Genomic DNA, 17378 nt, shown 5'->3' on the forward strand with positions numbered 1-17378 from the left:
AAAAACCAACAAAAGCTTTCACGCATTTATATAAATATTTTTTCTATACTTGTCGTTTACGTGTTTTATGGATAAGAATAGTAAGGGGAAAAAAGTGACAAACCCTACAGCAATCCAACAGGGAGGGGAAAGTGGCGCATGCATTCCCCATTAAAAAAGGATGGCTACATCCTGGCACTCATGCTGATCACGGTTCCGCTGGCAGGCGAACTGAAATTTTATCCGGTCAACGAGACGTTTCGGATCAGCTTCGGCGCGCCGACCTTTTTCTTCTTCTTGCTTTTGTTCCAGCGGCTTCCGGCGGTGTTGCCCGGGTTTTTGACCGGACTGTCTGTCGTCGGCTTTCGCTTGCTGCTTGACTCGTACACGCACAGCCCGTTTCATTTGGCTACTTCGATGCAAGAGCACTATTCGAGCTTTTTTTTCTACTTTTCGTATTCGCTGCTTTTTTATGTGATCCGAATGGAGCGGTTCCGCGAGCGGACATTGATCATCGGCGGAATCGGGATGGTCATTGAGGTCGTTGCCGATCTGGTCGAGCTGCTATCGCAGTATGTGCTGTTTCACATCGTCGTGACCTGGAGTTCGCTGCAAGAGATGTTCGTGATTGCGCTCTCGCACAGCTTCGTCGTGCTCAGCTTTCTGAATATGATCCGACTGTACGAGACGCAAGCGCGGGAGAAGCAAACCCGCGCGCAGCACGAGCATATGTTGATGCTCATTTCCAATCTGTACGAAGAGTCGATTCATCTGAAAAAGACGCTGCAAAATGCCGAGAACATCACGGTCAAGTCGTTCGAGCTGTACCAGCGCCTGCAAGCGCAAAAAGACGGGCTTGAACAAGCTTCCGTCGACTCGTTTGCGCGACAGGCGCTGATTATTGCAGGAGAAGTGCATGAAATCAAAAAAGACAACCAGCGAATTTTTGCCGGGCTGCAAAAACTGATTACCCACGAAAACCGGACGGATTTTATGGATATTCATCAGTTGGCAGACATCATCGTGCGCTCCCAGCGGAAGTACGCGAGCCTGCTCGGGAAAAACATCGAGTTTACTTGCCTGATTTCTGGAGAACACCCGCCCTATCACGTGTTTACCTTGATGTCGTTGATCAACAACATCGTCGCCAATGCCGTCGAGGCGATCCAGAATACGGGAAGCATTTTGATCCAGGTGAACCGGGACAAAGAGTTTGTCGAGATCAAAATTGCCGACGACGGTCCGGGTGTTCCGCCCAGGCGCAAAAAGCTCCTGTTCAAGCCTGGATTCACGACCAAATACGACGACAAAGGAGCACCTTCTACGGGAATCGGTCTTTCTTATGTAAAAGAGATGGTGGACGAGCTGCAAGGAGAGTTGGTTGTCGGAGACGGCGCAGCGGGAAAAGGAACGGAATTTGTCATCCGCTTGCCGATCAATCTTGTGAGGGAGAAAGAGGGAGACGATGCACTTTTACTTAATCGATGACGATGAAGCTGTGCGCCTGATGCTGACAGAAATTATCGAGGATGAGAACTTGGGGGAAGTGGTCGGCGAGGCCGAGGACGGAGCGCTCGTTGACGGTCATATGCTGACGATGAAACATGTCGACATCGTCCTGATTGATCTGCTCATGCCCGAGCGCGACGGGATTGAAACGATTCGCCAAATTCGGCCTGTCTTCAAGGGCAAGATCGTGATGATCTCGCAGATGGAGTCAAAAGATTTGATCGCCCAGGCTTACTCGCTCGGCAGCGAATACTACATTATTAAGCCAGTTAACCGGATCGAAGTGGTGACGATATTGCAAAAAGTCATCGAGAAAATCCGGCTGGAAAAATCGATTCAGGATATCCAAAAATCGCTGCATTCGGTCTTGCAACTGGATCAAGGGCTTGGCAGCCAGAACCGGGCGAGCAAAAGCGGCAAACAGTTGCGCGAGGCGGGGCAATTCCTTTTGTCCGAGCTGGGGATTGCCGGAGAGAACGGCAGCAACGATTTGCTTGACATTCTCGACTACTTGAACGAATGGGAGCAGAAGCATACGCTGAAAAGCGGCTTTCCAGCGCTCAAAGAAATTTTTGTCGCGGTTGCCCAAGCCAGACTGGGAACTGCCGCGGATGAAACACAAGTCATGAAAGTCGTCAAAGCGTCCGAGCAGCGGGTCAGAAGAGCGATCTATCAGTCCTTGAATCATTTGGCATCGCTAGGCTTGTCCGATCTGTCGAACTGGAAATTTGAAAATTACGCTTCCCAGTTTTTCGATTTTACGTTTGTGTGGAAAAAAATGGCCGAGCTGAAAAATAAAACGGCCACTGCTTCGGACATTCGCATCAACATGAAAAAATTTATTCAAGTTCTTTATGCCGAGGCGAAGCGAATCCAGGCAGAAGCATAGCAAGCGCAAAGACGCAAAGCGACGGCACAAGAAGCCGTACTTGGCGTGACATGTCATGCAAAAAGCCCTGACCACTCGATCAGGGCTTTTTGCTGTCGGACAACCGGACACGCGGACTCCCGTCTCGACTGACTCTTACGTCCCGTCCTTTTCCATCAGCTTTTTCAGCTTGCGGTAGACGGTATTCCTGCCAATTCCGAGAATGCGCGCCGTCTCGGAGATGTTGCCGCCCGTCTGCAAAAATACGTCGACCATGTCGCTCTTGCCAGATTGGGTTCGTTCTTTTTGAGCATCGCTTATTTGTCCCTCGGCGGGTTTGGCAGAAAAGCTGGACAAAATGTAGGCAGGGAAGCGCTCCCGCTCAATTTTGCCTCCCTCCGACAGAAAAGCCGCTTCGCGCAGGGCGGCCGCAAGCTGACGCACGTTTCCCGGCCAACTGTAGCTCTCGATCAGCTTTTTGGCACTGGTTCCAAGCGCAAGCGGCCCTGTGCCCAACTGGGCTTCGATGCCGTGCAGCAGCAACTGGGCGAGCTGTAGCCGATCTGCACGCTCCCGCAACGGCGGCAGTGTGACCTGAACGCCTTGCAGTCGGTAAAACAAGTCAGCGCGGAAGCTGCCTTCCTGCACTTTTTGCCACAAATCGGTGTGCGTAGCCGTAATGATCCGCACATCGACGTGAATCGGCTTCGTTCCGCCTACCCGATAGACGGTGAAATCTTGCAGCACGCGCAAAAGCGCCACTTGCATCTCGGACGGCATCTCGGCTATTTCGTCGAGGAACAGTGTCCCTTGGTGAGCTTGTTCGAATTTTCCCGGCTGTCCGGTCTGTTTGGCTCCGGTAAACGCTCCCGGCTCGTAGCCGAACAGCTCGCTTTCTAGCAAACTTTTCGGAATCGCCCCGCAGTTGATCGCGACAAAAGGCTTGTCCGCACGCTCGCTTGCCAGATGAATCGCCTGGCTGACGACGTCTTTGCCTGAGCCGCTTTCGCCAAACAGCATAACCGTATATTCCGTTTTGGCTGCCCGCTTGGCAAGCCGAATGGCCGCGAGAAAGGCATCGTCTGTGCCGTATAAGTCATCAAAAGAGGTGAGACCTGTCCGATTTGCCCGGAGCGGCCTCGCCTTCGGTTTGGAGGATGGAGGGCTTGCAGCGATCTGCGGTGGACGCGTATCAAGCAGAACGGAAGCCTGCCAGTGATGTTCTCCGCCCCCTTTTGTGAGCAAGGGGAGGGAACGGGGAGTGGAAATGTCTTTTTGCCTGCCTAGCAAAGACTCGATGTCTGCTACTAGCTCTGTCACATGCACCTGTCCCAGCCGCTGTCTGTTTCCGCGCAGCAGTTGGTGCGCTTCGCGGTTGCCGCCCGTGACGATTCCGTCCTGATTGACGGCCAGCAGCGCGTGGTGCTTGGCGTTTTTCTCCGGATAGAGCGAGATGACCATCTGCCGATCGGGACGATGGATGAGCAGCCAATCTTCCACTTTACGCGCCATCACATCGACCATGCCCAGTAAGGAAGGGTGGTACATCGCCGCATGTCCGCTAATATCGAGCACAGCTACCAGCTCGCCCTGCGGTCCGAAAATCGGGGAGGCGGCGCAATACAACATATGGTTGGAGTCAAGATAGTGGTCTTTTCCGACGACCGCCAGCGGTTTTTGTTCCACAATGACTGTCCCCGCCGAGTTGGTTCCGCGCACCTGCTCAGACCAGCAGGCGCCGTGATGGACCTGGATTTTTTCCGTGTCCTTGAGGAAGACAGGATCGCCTTTGCTCTCCAGGATGTAGCCCGACGTATCGCAGAGGGCGACGATCGAGTAGGAGCTTTTCAGCCAATAAGCCAATCGCTCCATGGTTGGGTCCATCGTTCTCATAAACTCTTCTTTTTGTTCCCTGTATTGCCGAAACTGGGTTTCTTCCAGTATGGCATCCTTTGCTGTCAACGCATTAACCCCATTGATCCGGCTTCGCTCCCACGACTTTTTCAGCAACGCATTGGTGGGTTCCAGCAAACGATTTCCCCCTCTAGCAGAGAAAATAAGACCTTCCTTTCTATATTACCACAATTTTCAAACTACAATCAGAGATGGAGCAATTGTATCGCAAAAATGGAGCAACTGTTCCAACGCAAGATTGCTAGATTCATAGAAAAGCCGCTGTTTGTAAGCGTTTTCTATTTGGCACAAAACATGCTTCTAGTAAAGGACGAATGCACATAAGCGAAAACGAGGAGGGGCTTACGTGGCGCAAACGGCAAAAATCACATTGGACCCGCGTGTCGAAGCTTTCTTGGCAGGCGGTCCGAAAAAGCTGTTCATTGGTGGGGAGTTTGTAGCGTCAGCATCGGGAAAAACGTTTGACACGATTGATCCGGCTACTGGTGAAGTGATTACGTCTGTTTATGAAGCCGATGCGATCGATGTCGATCTCGCGGTGCAAGCCGCAGAAAAAGCTTTTGCGACAGATTGGGCCAAGGTGACGCCTAGCGAACGCGGGCGGATGCTCTGGAAGCTGGCTGATTTGATGGAAGAGCATGCAGAGGCGCTCGCGCAGCTGGAGACGATCGACAACGGCAAGCCGATCACCCACGCCCGTTTCGCTGACGTAGCATTGGCGATTGATCACTTCCGCTACTATGCAGGCTGGTCGACGAAGCTGGCTGGCGAAGTGATCAACAATTCAGCCGGGCGCAACATGCTGACTTACACGCGCCGCGAGCCGATTGGCGTGGTCGGGCAGATCATTCCGTGGAACTTCCCGCTCTTGTTGGCTGCGTGGAAGCTGGGCGCGGCACTCGCTACAGGCAACGTCGTGATTTTGAAAAGCGCCGAGCAAACGCCACTGTCCGCGATCTATTTGGCGGAATTGATCCAGCAAGCGGGATTCCCCGATGGCGTCGTCAACATTATTACAGGCTACGGGCCGACAGCAGGAGCGGCGATTACGAACCATCCGCGCATTCGCAAAGTGGCTTTTACCGGATCGACGGAGGTCGGCAAGCTGATCATGCAGCAAGCGGCGGGCAATTTGAAGCGCGTGTCGCTGGAGCTGGGCGGCAAATCGCCGAACATTATTTTCCCGGACGCCGACTTTTCCAGAGCGATTCCTGGCGCGTTGATGGGCATTTTCTTCAATCAAGGCCAAGTGTGCTGCGCAGGCTCGCGCTTGTTTGTTCATAAAAAAGTGTACGACAACGTCCTGGCTGACATGACGAGCTATGCGGCCAAAATGAAGCAAGGCAACGGCCTGGACGAGTCGACAGAGATCGGGCCGCTCGTATCGAGCGAGCAATTTGAGCGGGTGACAGGCTACTTGCAAAAAGGGCATGAGGAAGGCGCGACTTCATTGACAGGCGGCGTACCGTTGGAAGGGCCGGGCTATTTCGTTCCGCCTACGATTTTTGCCGATGTCAATGAGCGCATGACGATTGCCCGGGAAGAAATTTTTGGCCCGGTTGTCGCAGCGATGCCTTTTGACGACGAGGAGCAAGTCGCAGATGTCATCCGGCGGGCGAATGATACGGAATACGGGCTGGCAGCAGGGGTGTGGACGACCGATCTGCGCAAAGCGCACAAAGTCGCGCACGCCTTGGAAGCAGGCACTGTCTGGGTCAACTGCTACAATGCGCTCGACGCTGCCGTGCCGTTTGGCGGCTACAAGCAATCCGGATACGGCCGGGAGATGGGTTCGTACGCCCTGGACTTGTATACGCAGGTGAAGGCGGTCTGGGTCAACCTCGATTAGGGCAAGGGCAAAAAACAGAGAAAACAAGGGGGAATCAAGCATGAGAGCGGCGCAAATTTTGGAGCAGCGTAAACCTTTGCGTATTGGAGAGGTGCCCGATCCGACACCAGGTTCGAAAGACGTGATCGTCCGGGTCGAAGCGTGTGGGGTTTGCCGAAGCGACTGGCACGCCTGGATGGGAGATTGGGACTGGATCGGACTCAGCCCGCAGCTGCCGATCATTCCGGGACATGAACTGGGAGGTGTCGTCGAGGCAGTCGGCAAAGAGGTGAAAAATTTCCGTCCGGGCGATCGCGTGACCACGCCTTTTCATGAAGGGTGCTCACATTGCGCCAATTGCCTCTCCGGCCATTCCAACCGTTGCGACAACCTGGCGATTTTCGGCTTTAGCTACGATGGCGCCTACGCCGAATACGTCCGCGTGCCAAACGGCGACTTCAATCTGATTCGCCTGCCAGACGAGGTAGACTCGCTGACAGCAGCCGCGATCGGTTGCCGTTACATGACGGGTTATCACGGTGTGATCCGTGGAAACGTTCAGCCGGGCAGCTGGCTGGCCGTGCACGGCGCGGGAGGAGTCGGACTGTCATCGGTTCAGGTGGCGAGCGCAGTCGGGGCGATGGTCATCGCTGTAGACGTCGATGACGCCAAGCTGGCCAAGGCAAAAGAAGAAGGCGCCGTTGCCGTCATCAATGCCAGAAAAGAAAATGTCGTGGAAGCGGTCAAGGAAATTACGAAGGGCGGGGCGCACGCCTCCATCGATGCGCTCGGCATTCGCGATACGATTCTCAATTCGGTTTTGAGTCTGAGAAAAGGCGGCAGGCACGTCCAGATCGGATTGACTACCAAGGAAGAGGGCGGCATGGTCGGATTGCCGATCGATGCGATCACCGCGATGGAACTGGAGATCGTCGGCAGCATCGGCAATCCGCATGCGGCTTACGAAGGATTGCTTACGCTGATCGCCCAAGGCAAGCTGAACCCGTCTTCGCTCGTGTCCAAGGAAGTCGCTCTCGATGACGTGTCGGGCATTTTGGAAGACATGACGAACTACAACACATTCGGCTTTAATGTGATTACGAAATTCAGATAGAACAGATGAACCAGTGCGTCTCTGAGTAGGACGAGAGACACACTGGTTCATTTTTTCTGGGGGCCAGTGTGCTTAAAAAATGTTTCATAAAAAGGAAAATTGGGGTAATTGTCGAAATATTTATCCGAATTGTTGTTCCCTCACTTTTATATCTGGAGGATGGAGATCATGAGTCAGCGGATAGCTCTGGATAGATATGCGAATCTTTCACAAGAAAGAGTCAAACTTGAACAGGAGTGGGAACGATTTGTTTCTGGAGTGAACGAAAGACCGGCCATTCGACCGCTGATGTACGAATCCTGGCAGCGCTGTCAGGAGCAAAATATCCATCCTCTGCGCACGAGAACGACGGTCAGCCTGTCCCGGGCGCAGATCGAGGCGTACTGGGAAGAAGATACGCTCCAGCATATTCTCAAGCCGCTTTTGCTGAAAATGAAAGACGCTTCGCTCGACTCGGGCCATTTGGTCACCTTCTGCAATGCCGCAGGAGACATCGTGCATTTGGACGGTGACTTGTCGCTGATGCTGAAAGCAGAAGACATGAATTTTGTCGTCGGCTCCTCCTGGGCGGAGCATCGGGCAGGGACGAACGCCATCGGAACTTCGCTCGTGACGGGGCGACCAGTACAGGTGTTTGCTGGCGAACATTTTTGCCAGGAGGTGCAAAAATGGACGTGCTCCGCCGCGCCTGTTCGCGATCCTGTCACACAGCAAATGATTGGCGTGTTCAATTTGACAGGCTTGTGGAGGGTCAACCACCCGCACTCTTTGTCAGCTGTTACCTCGGCAAAGCAAATCGTGGAAAAATATTTGCGCGGTCAACTGGAACAGGAACGTTTCCGCTTGACAGAGCGTTTCTCGCATCTCGTCTCTTCGGCTGTGACGAGTCCTTTTCTGGTACTCGATCGCGGCGGGAAGGTCATTAATGCGTCCAGTATCCTGTACGAGCAAGGGTGGGTTGATCGCCAGCAAAATTTGATCGGGGCGCCTCCTTCCGCTTTTGCCATTATCTCGAAAATGCAATGGGAGGCCGAACATGTGAGGGGAATATGGCGCTTTGAACTTATTCCGTATATATATGGCGGCAGGCCGATCGGCTCTGTCGTGTACGCAATTCCCCCGAACGACGAGTACGGCGTGCGGGAAGCGACGGCGGCGCAGCCTGTTTTTGCAGGGAGCGGAGGGGCAGATGGCTCCGCACGCGAGCCGTTGGCACCCGACTTTGCCGAAACGGCGAAACCGTTTATCCGCAGCGAGCGATTTTACCGTTCGCTGTTCGAAGACAACCCTTCGGCGATCATCTGTTACGACTTGCAAGGGAACATACTGGAGGCCAATCCGGCCGCCGAGAGATTGATCGGCTATACCGTAGAAGAACTGCAAGCGAGCAACATTATCCAACTAATCTTGCTGGATTGCGCCGAAAAAAAGCTCCATCCGTTCAGCCTGGAAGGAATGGGACGACCGCAGGAGTTTGAAATCGCTGTCAAACATAAAAATGGACACAGCATCGACGTCAGCATCAACAACTTCCCGATGTATGTAGACAACGAGATCAGCGGCTTCTACGCCATCGCCAAAGACATGACTCGCCACAAGCAGATCGAGGCGGATTTGCGTTCGACGAAGGAACAGCTTGATGTGTACCTGCGCAATACGGACGATTCGGTCGTTGTGCTCGACGTCGGCTTCCATATCGTTAAAGTCAACCGGGCGTTCGAGCAGATGTTTGGCTGGAGTGAACAGGAAGTCATCGGGGCCGAGCTGCCGACGATCCCTGACTTTTTGCAAGCGGATTTCCAGCTGCTGCAACAGGAAATTGTCCGAAATCGCCACGTGACATCGTATGAGGCGCTGCGTCAGCGAAAAGACGGGACGCTGCTCGATGTCAGCACCTTCATTTCGCCGCTGTCTGATTCAGAAGGGAACCTCATCGCCTTCGTGGCGATTCAACGGGACATAACCGAGCATAAGCGGATGGAAGCGGCCTTGATTGAAAACGAAAAGCAACTGCGAACGCTGATCAACGCCATGCCGGATTCCGTCTGCTTCAAAGACAGCGAAGGCCGCTGGATCGAGGCGAACGATTGCTGCTTGCGCGTGTTCCGCCTGGAGAACGTGCCGTATCAGGGAAAAACGGACGGGGAGCTGGCTCTGCTTTCCCCGGATTATCGCGAGGCATTGCTGCAATGCGCCGAATCGGACAAGCGGGCATGGGAAGAAGGCAAGCCCGTCCGGCTGGAAGAAGTCGTTTACCTGGACTACGGCGATGTGCGAATTTTTGATGTGAGTAAAATTCCGTTATTCGACCCGGAGGGCAAACGCACGGGCTTGGTCGTGATCAGCCGGGACATTACGGAGCTGAAAAAGACAGAAGAGCTGCTGCGCAAGTCGGAAAAGCTGTCTGTCGTCGGTCAATTGGCTGCGGGAGTCGCGCACGAAATCCGCAATCCGCTGACTTCCATTCGCGGTTTCATTCAATTTATTCAGGAAGGCCATTACAAGCAGGAGTATTTTCAAACGATCTTGTCAGAGCTGGATCGGATTCAATCGGTTGTCAACGAGTTTTTGGTGCTCGCCAAGCCGCAGGTCATCCATTTTACGCCGCGCAATCTGCCGCCTTTGCTGCATCAGGTGGTAGAGCTTTTGCAGACCGAAGCGATTTTAAACAATGTCCAGATTGTGCTGGAGATTGATCCGGTCGCCACGATGGTCAATTGCGAGGAAAATCAGTTAAAACAGGTCTTTATTAATATTTTAAAAAATGCGATCGAGGCCATGCCGTATGGCGGGCAGATCACTATTCAGCTCAAGCAGCAGGGAGAAGCTCTGTCGATTCGGATTTTGGATCAGGGAGAGGGAATAGCCGAGGAGCGAATACCGAAGCTTGGGGAACCTTTTTATACGACCAAGGAAAAGGGCACAGGTCTTGGCCTGATGATTAGCTACAAAATTATTCAAGCCCACCAAGGAACGATGAAAATTAATAGCCAGCGAAACAAGGGGACGACGGTGGAGATTCATTTGCCTGTGTGTGAACCTCTTGAATGAGCGTTTGTGTAAAGCCCGGGGGAGAAGAGATGCCTCTGGGTTTTTTGGTGCGGGCAGCGGCGTGAATAGAACCGTTTTTTCGACAAAAACCAGCAGAAAACATGCGAAAAAAGTAAAAAGACAGAATATTGACAAAGATGATACGGGATGTTAATTTTTGTTTAGGAAAACGTTTACCCGAAATGAGAGAAAGTGAGTGAGAAACCATTTCTGTCACGATAAAAGACATCGCCCAACTCGCCAACGTTTCTATCGCCACTGTCTCGCGTGTCCTGAACAACTCCAAGCCAGTCAGACCGGAGCTGCGGGAAAGAGTCCTGCGGATCGTCCAGGAGACGGGCTTTCAACCGAATGCGATAGCCAGAAGTCTCGTCAGCAAGGAAACCCGCATCATTGGAGTTATGATCCCCGACATCAACAACAACTTTTACTCCAACCTCACCTACGGCATCGACAGCGTGCTTAGCGAGGACGACTACAGCATGTTTTTGGCTATTTCCGACGAGATCGTGGACAAAGAGCTGAAGTATTTGCGGCTGTTCAAGGAAAAGCAGCTGGATGGCGTCATCATCGCGAGCGTGCATTTTTTGGAGAGCAACTTCCAGACGCTGCTCGACATGCAAGTGCCGACGGTCGTAACCGGCCATGATTTGCCCGGCTACCAAATTCCCACGGTCAACGTCAACAACGTACAGGCTGCGTACGATGCGACCGCTTACCTCATCTCGCAGGGCCATCAAAAAATTGCCTGTGTCTCCGGGCCTTTGTGGGACCCGCCGTGCGGACTGGATCGCATGGGAGGGTACCGCAAAGCGATGCGCGCACACGATTTGCCGATTCATGAAGGTTTTGTCGTCGAAGGGGATTTCACTGCCAAAAGCGGCTATGAAGCGATGCGCCGCATCTGCGAGGAGAAGGTGCGTCCCACGGCGGTGTTTGTAGCGACAGACCTGATGGCCGTCGGGGTGCTCAATTACTTGCACGATCACGGGATTCGCGTCCCGGAAGACATTTCGGTCATGGGCTTTGACAATCTGGAGCTGGCCTCCTTTACCAGACCGATGCTGACTACCGTTCACAACGACCCGTTTATGTACGGGAAGGCTGCCGCGGAGCAATTGCTCAAGCAAATCAGAAACGAGCCGGTGGAGAGGATGAGCATCGTTCCACACCACCTCGTCGTCCGGCAAAGTGTAAGCGTGATTTACGAGCGTACACCATGAATGGCCCATAGATGTGATCCAAACAGAGAGCTTGGCTCGAAAAAGGAGGGAAACGCATGAAGCTCGGCGTGTTTACTGTGTTGTTCAGCGACAAATCGTTCGAGGAAATGCTCGACCATGTGAAAGAGGCAGGATTGGAGGCAGTCGAAATCGGAACAGGTTGCTATCCAGGCAATGCGCACTGCCAGCTGGATGAGCTTTTGGAAAGTGCAGGGAAGCGCGAGGCGTATCGCAAAGCCGTAGAAGAACGCGGGCTGGTCATCAGCGCATTGAGCTGCCACGGCAACCCGCTGTCGCCAGACAAAGAATTTGCCCAGCAATCGCATGAGACGTTCGTCAAAACGGTGCAACTGGCCGAACAGCTCGAAGTCCCTGTCGTCAACTGCTTTTCCGGCACAGCAGGCGATCATGAGGGCGCGAAGTATCCGAACTGGCCTGTTGCCCCCTGGCCGAACGAATATCGGGATGTGCTGAACTGGCAGTGGAACGAAAAGCTGGTGCCGTACTGGAAGGAATGGGGCCAATACGCCCACGATCACCAGGTAAAGGTCGCGCTGGAGCTGCACGGAGGCTTTCTCGTCCACACGCCCGGGACGCTGCTGAAGCTGCGCGAACAGGTGGGAGAGGCGATTGGAGCCAATTTTGATCCGAGCCATATGTGGTGGCAAGGCATCGATCCGGTGGCGGCGATCAAAATATTGGGCAAAGAACAAGCGATTTACCATTTCCATGCCAAAGACACTTTTATCGATCAGGAAAAAGTGAACATGTACGGCCTGTTGGACATGAACTCCTATGCGAATCTGAATGAGCGGGCCTGGTACTTCCGCACAGTCGGCTACGGACACGACCAGAAGACGTGGGCAGACATGATGAGCGCCTTGCGCATGAGCGGATACGATTACGTCATCAGCATCGAGCACGAGGATGCCATCATGTCGATCGAGGAAGGCTTCCAGCGCGCCGTACAAAATTTGCAGCAGGTGATTTTGCGCGAGCCGCTCAAAAATATGTGGTGGGTGTAAAAGGAGGGAGCTTGTATGAGCACATGCAAGATCGGATTGATAGGAGCAGGCGGTATTGCCCTGGCGCATCTGGAAGCAGCCAAAGGCGAGCCGAGAGCTGAGATCGTTGCCATTGCAGATGTGTCGAAAGAAACAGCCGCAGAAAAGGCTGAGCAGTACGAAATCCCGCACGTCTTTTCCGATTACCGCCAGATGCTGTCCGAAGCGGCACTGGACGCTGTCATCGTCTGCGTGCCCAACTATTTGCACGCGCAAGCTGCGCTGGATGCATTGGCTGCGGGAAAGCACCTGCTGTGCGAAAAGCCGATGGCGATGAACAGCGGTCAGGCAGAAGCCATGATCGAAGCAGCGAAGCGAGCGGACAAAATTTTGATGGTCGCGCAAAACAACCGCTTCCGCAGCCAGGCCAAGCAGATCAAAAGCTGGCTGGATGAAGGGAAGTTCGGCAACGTGTACCACGCGAAAACAGGCTGGGTGCGCCGCAACGGAATCCCCGGCTGGGGAAGCTGGTTTACGCAAAAAGAATTGGCAGGCGGAGGTCCGCTGATTGACATCGGGGTACATATGCTCGATTTGACCTTGTGGCTGCTTGGTCATCCCAAGCCAGTGTCGGTACTCGGCCAGACGTACGCAGAGTTCGGCCCGAAAAAGCGCGGGCTGTCCGAGTGGGGCCGGATCGATGAGAACGGCGTGTTTGACGTGGAAGACATGGCGGTTGCGATGATTACGTTTGAAAACGGCTTTTCGCTCACGCTTGATGCAAGTTGGGCGTCTCACATCGAAAAAGAAAACGTTTTCCTGCAACTGTACGGGCAAGAAGGGGGCGTATCGCTTGGCTTGCTGGATGAGCAGCTCGCCCTTTACCACGAATGGGGCGGCGTCATGGCAACGACTGAGCTATCGCCCAAACCGTGTCAGGAACGGGTCGCGCTCTTGTCCAACTTCCTCGATGCCATCGAAGGGAAAGCCGAGGCGCTGTGCACGCCGGAGCAAGCTTTGTACATTACCCGTCTGATTGAAGCGATCTATCAGTCGGCTCGCACCGGGGAGGCTGTCCGCTTTTCGTAAACGGTTGAAGTGCCTGCGAAAGCAGGCTTCAGCATTCACCAAAAGAGCATAGGGGGTTAATGGCATGAAAGTTATGAAAAGGCTTACATCAATGGGACTTACCTTGACCGTGGCACTATCGCTGGCAGCATGCTCCTCCACTCCGCAGCAATCCGCACCCGCACAAGGACAACCTGCATCACCAGAAGCGCCGAAAACAGAGCCAGCTCCGCAGCCAGCCGCCGAAAAAGTCAAGCTCGTCTACGCTCGCGGCAAAGACGCTACCGATTCCACGAAAAAGCTCGTGGAAGCTTTTCAGAACGCTCACCCGAACATCGAGGTAGAAATCCGCGAGATGCCATCCGACACCGGACAAAGCCACGATCAGTACGTCACCATGTTCAGCGCGCAATCGTCCGAGATCGACGTGTTCGACCTGGATGTAATCTGGCCGGCTGAATTTGCCCAGGCAGGCTATCTGCTTCCGCTCGACCGCTTGATGGAACAAGACGGAATCGAGACGGGCAAATATATCAAAGGCGCGATGGACGCCGGAAATTTCGGCGGTCAGCAATGGACGATGCCCAAATTCATCGATGCCGGACTGCTCTTTTACCGCAAAGATTTGGTCAAAGAACCGCCAAAAACATGGGATGACTTGATCGCGCAAGCAAAAGCCACAAAAGGTCAGGGCGGCACGAAGTTCGGCTACTTGATGCAAGCCAAGCAGTACGAGGGACTGGTGTGCAACTTCGTTGAATTTAGCGCTGCCTACGGCGGAAAAATTCTCGACGAGCAAGGCAACGTGGCGATCAACAACCCTGCGACGATCAAAGGGTTGCAAAAAATGATCGAGATCGTCAAATCCGACATCGTCCCAAGCAACATCACTACCTTTATGGAAACCGAATCGCATACCGCATTCCTCGAAGGACAATCGGCCTTCATCCGCAACTGGCCGTATCAGTTCGCCCTCGCGCAAGATCAGGCGCAATCGAAAATCGTCGACAAAGTGGCGATCGCTCCGCTCCCGGCAGGGGATGCAGGCTCTGCCGCAGCACTCGGCGGCTGGATGGGCGGCATCAACAAATTCAGCAAGCATCCGAAAGAATCGTGGGAGTTCCTCAAGTTCATGACCGGAGCCGAAGGACAAAAAATTTCGGCCGTGCACGGCGGTTTGGCTCCAACCTTGCTGCCTGTGTATGAAGACGCCGATGTGCAAAAAGCAAGCCCGCTGTTCGCGAACAAAGACTTCGTCGATGGCGTGAGCGCTGCCGTGTCCCGTCCGACTACGCCGATCTATCCGAAAATCTCCGAAGTCATCCAGATTGAAGTGTCCAAAGCGCTGGCCGGACAACAATCCGCAGAGCAAGCCGTACAAAACATGGAAGCAAAAATGAACGAACTGATGAAAAAGTAACGCGGGTCCAGCGACATAGCGACACGCGCCAACAGGTCCAGGCGGCTTCCGGGAGAGGGGGACTGTCTCTTCCGGAAGCGAATGGGCCGCGGCAAACAGAAGATGCTCTTGTGATTTTCAATCAGGAAAGAAGGTGGTGAACGGATGAATCGACAAAACAAAGGCTCTCTTTCGGAAAAGCAAATGGGCTATTTGCTGATTTTACCCGCACTGCTGATTATCCTCATCATCGCGATTTGGCCTGTCATGCGCTCATTCTGGATCAGTCTGCACGATATTCGGCTGAATGACCCGACAAAGACCGAAGTTCATTCCTCGTATGGGCTGGATATGGAGCGCTACGTCAGTACCTTTCCCAACCTGCTGCGCTATGTGAAAAAAGAAGCGGAGGCCGCCCAGGGACCTGCAAAAGACAAACTGGAGGCGATTCGGCAAGAGATCGAGCAAATGAATCAAGCGCTCCAGCAATCAGGCGAGATCGCGAGCCGTTACGAAGCCATCGACCAGTTGCTGCTGGAGTTCAAGCCGATTCCGAACGAACTCAAATACGTGACGTTGACAGGGGAAGCGACAGACGCGATCCGGACAACCTTGGCGCAGACGGAATCTACCCTGCTGGAAATGGGGGCAAACAAACAACTGGCGAAGCCGGAAGGAGCCGTCGGGGTGATGGCCGGGATCACGTCCGCGATCATCGAGCCGAACTATGTAGGTTTTGCTTATTACCAGCATTTTTTGACCGACAGCCGCATGTGGGCCGCCTTGTATAATACATTCTTTTTTACGGTCGTCTCCGTGGTCATCGAGCTTGTGCTTGGCATAGCCATCGCCCTGCTGATCAACCGTCCGTTTCGCGGCCGGGGGCTGGTGCGGGCAACGGTGCTGATTCCATGGGCGATCCCGACCGTTATTTCCGCGATGATGTGGAAATTTTTGTACGACGGCCAAAACGGGATCGTGGCTCATCTGTTCGAAGTGACGGGGCTGGTATCGGATATGGGCGTGCTGCTTTCGACAAAGGCTGGCGCGATGTTTTCCGTCATTTTGGCGGACGTCTGGAAAACGACTCCGTTTATGGCTCTGCTGCTTTTCGCTGGCTTGCAGACCATCCCGCACAGCTTGTACGAAGCGGCTTCCGTCGATGGAGCGAACCGCATGCAGCAATTTTTCCGCATTACGCTGCCGATGCTCAAGTCGACGATTCTCGTGGCGCTGTTGTTCCGTACGCTCGATGCGTTTCGCGTATTCGATCTGATCTACGCGCTGACTGGCGGCGGACCTGCCAACTCCACGGAAACGATCTCGATTTACGCCTATAAAACGATGTTTGCGCAGATGAGCTTTGGTGAAGGCTCGGCGCTCGCAGTCCTTGTGTTCTTGTGCGTCGCGCTCATCTCGATCGGCTACATCAAAATTTTGGGGGCTGACCTCCTCGGTGAGGGAAACGGAAAATAAGGAGGAAAATGTCATGCAAAAAAAGGCGGGTCCTTTGTTTTACATCGGATTGCTGCTGTTTGTCTTCGTCGTGATGTTCCCGTTCTTATGGATTCTCCTCGCCGCGCTGAAGCCGCCAGGGGAGCTGTTCGGGGAGAGGGCCTTTCAGTTCATCATTCAAAATCCGACCTTGGACAACTTCGTCCGGGTATTCACGGAGCGTCCGTTTGCCAGATATTTATGGAACTCCACCGTGGTTGCGACGCTGACGACTCTGTACTCCATCACGATTGCGTCTTTTGCTGCCTATGCGATCGCCTGGCTGTCTTTTCGCGGCAAAACGATCATTCTCGGCATCGTGCTGGCCGTTTCGATGTTTCCGCAGATCGCCACGATTTCTCCGATCTTCATGTTCATGCAATCGATGGGGCTGACCAACAGCTATCTCGGCCTGATCATTCCGTACACGACTTTCGCCTTGCCGCTTGCCATCTGGAATTTGACGATCTTCTTCCGCAAAATCCCGAGCGATTTGGGCGAAGCTGCCAAAGTGGACGGAGCGAGCATTTGGCAGACGATGACGCGAGTGTTTTTTCCGCTGGCCATGCCGGGAGTATTCACGACCGCGATTCTCGTTTTTATCGCCGCCTGGAACGAATTTTTGTTCGCGCTGACGCTCAATACGCAGGAAGCGATGAAGACTGTGCCTGTAGGGATCGTCATGTTTCAAGGGATGTTCACGATTCCGTGGGGAGAGATATCGGCCGCCTCGATTATCGTTACCGTGCCGCTCGTCGTCATGGTGCTGATTTTCCAGCGACGAATTATTTCCGGTTTGACCTCCGGGGCGGTGAAAGAATAAGCGCTGCGAAAATACGCCGCCAAAAGCCAAGCGAGCGCCCTTCGTACACGTTGCTGGCAGGATATCTCCCGCGCCGGGGCGAAATCAAACGCCTGACAGCAAGG

The 17378-nt window shown here is 53.8% G+C and carries 12 protein-coding genes; 11 read left to right on the forward strand and 1 reads right to left on the reverse strand.

The window, feature by feature from the left end; translation table 11 throughout:
• The first annotated feature begins 138 nt into the window (after window positions 1-138).
• Window positions 139-1467: a sensor histidine kinase gene (locus M2298_RS25845; protein WP_280649252.1), complete on the forward strand. Its 1329-nt coding sequence runs from the start codon at window positions 139-141 to the stop codon at window positions 1465-1467.
• A complete protein-coding gene (locus tag M2298_RS25850; protein WP_122966518.1) occupies window positions 1445-2377 on the forward strand; it encodes a response regulator in 933 nt (310 codons plus the stop codon). The genes M2298_RS25845 and M2298_RS25850 overlap by 23 nt, the downstream gene beginning before the upstream one ends.
• Before the next feature lie 135 nt (window positions 2378-2512).
• Here M2298_RS25850 and M2298_RS25855 read toward each other — a convergent pair whose 3' ends face one another.
• A complete protein-coding gene (locus M2298_RS25855) occupies window positions 2513-4387 on the reverse strand; it encodes a sigma-54-dependent Fis family transcriptional regulator (protein ID WP_122966411.1) in 1875 nt (624 codons plus the stop codon).
• A gap of 229 nt (window positions 4388-4616) precedes the next feature.
• Between M2298_RS25855 and M2298_RS25860 the strand changes: the two genes are divergently transcribed.
• The 9 genes from M2298_RS25860 to M2298_RS25900 all read left to right on the forward strand — a co-directional run bounded on the left by M2298_RS25860 (window position 4617) and on the right by M2298_RS25900 (window position 17274).
• Window positions 4617-6119 carry an aldehyde dehydrogenase family protein gene (locus tag M2298_RS25860; RefSeq protein WP_280649253.1) on the forward strand — a complete coding sequence of 501 codons (1503 nt, stop codon included), beginning with the start codon at window positions 4617-4619 and terminating at the stop codon, window positions 6117-6119.
• Between the two features lie 40 nt (window positions 6120-6159).
• Window positions 6160-7212 carry a zinc-dependent alcohol dehydrogenase family protein gene (locus M2298_RS25865; RefSeq protein ID WP_173599809.1) on the forward strand — a complete coding sequence of 351 codons (1053 nt, stop codon included), beginning with the start codon at window positions 6160-6162 and terminating at the stop codon, window positions 7210-7212.
• Window positions 7213-7380: 168 nt separating this feature from the next.
• Window positions 7381-10263, forward strand: coding sequence for a PAS domain S-box protein (locus M2298_RS25870; protein WP_173599810.1), 2883 nt, complete (start codon window positions 7381-7383; stop codon window positions 10261-10263).
• A 227-nt stretch (window positions 10264-10490) separates the two neighbouring features.
• A complete protein-coding gene (locus tag M2298_RS25875) occupies window positions 10491-11486 on the forward strand; it encodes a LacI family DNA-binding transcriptional regulator (protein ID WP_122966414.1) in 996 nt (331 codons plus the stop codon).
• A gap of 56 nt (window positions 11487-11542) precedes the next feature.
• A complete protein-coding gene (locus tag M2298_RS25880; protein WP_122966415.1) occupies window positions 11543-12511 on the forward strand; it encodes a sugar phosphate isomerase/epimerase family protein in 969 nt (322 codons plus the stop codon).
• A gap of 15 nt (window positions 12512-12526) precedes the next feature.
• The gene (locus tag M2298_RS25885) at window positions 12527-13579 is read left to right on the forward strand and encodes a Gfo/Idh/MocA family protein (RefSeq protein WP_122966416.1); all 1053 of its coding nucleotides are present in this window, start codon (window positions 12527-12529) and stop codon (window positions 13577-13579) included.
• A gap of 64 nt (window positions 13580-13643) precedes the next feature.
• A complete protein-coding gene (locus M2298_RS25890) occupies window positions 13644-14978 on the forward strand; it encodes an ABC transporter substrate-binding protein (RefSeq protein WP_173598071.1) in 1335 nt (444 codons plus the stop codon).
• A 144-nt stretch (window positions 14979-15122) separates the two neighbouring features.
• Window positions 15123-16433 carry a carbohydrate ABC transporter permease gene (locus tag M2298_RS25895; RefSeq protein ID WP_122966418.1) on the forward strand — a complete coding sequence of 437 codons (1311 nt, stop codon included), beginning with the start codon at window positions 15123-15125 and terminating at the stop codon, window positions 16431-16433.
• Between the two features lie 13 nt (window positions 16434-16446).
• The gene (locus M2298_RS25900; RefSeq protein ID WP_122966419.1) at window positions 16447-17274 is read left to right on the forward strand and encodes a carbohydrate ABC transporter permease; all 828 of its coding nucleotides are present in this window, start codon (window positions 16447-16449) and stop codon (window positions 17272-17274) included.
• Window positions 17275-17378 lie beyond the last annotated feature (104 nt).

The sequence above is a fragment of the Brevibacillus sp. 1238 genome, from assembly GCF_029892995.1.
Classification (GTDB): domain Bacteria; phylum Bacillota; class Bacilli; order Brevibacillales; family Brevibacillaceae; genus Brevibacillus; species Brevibacillus parabrevis.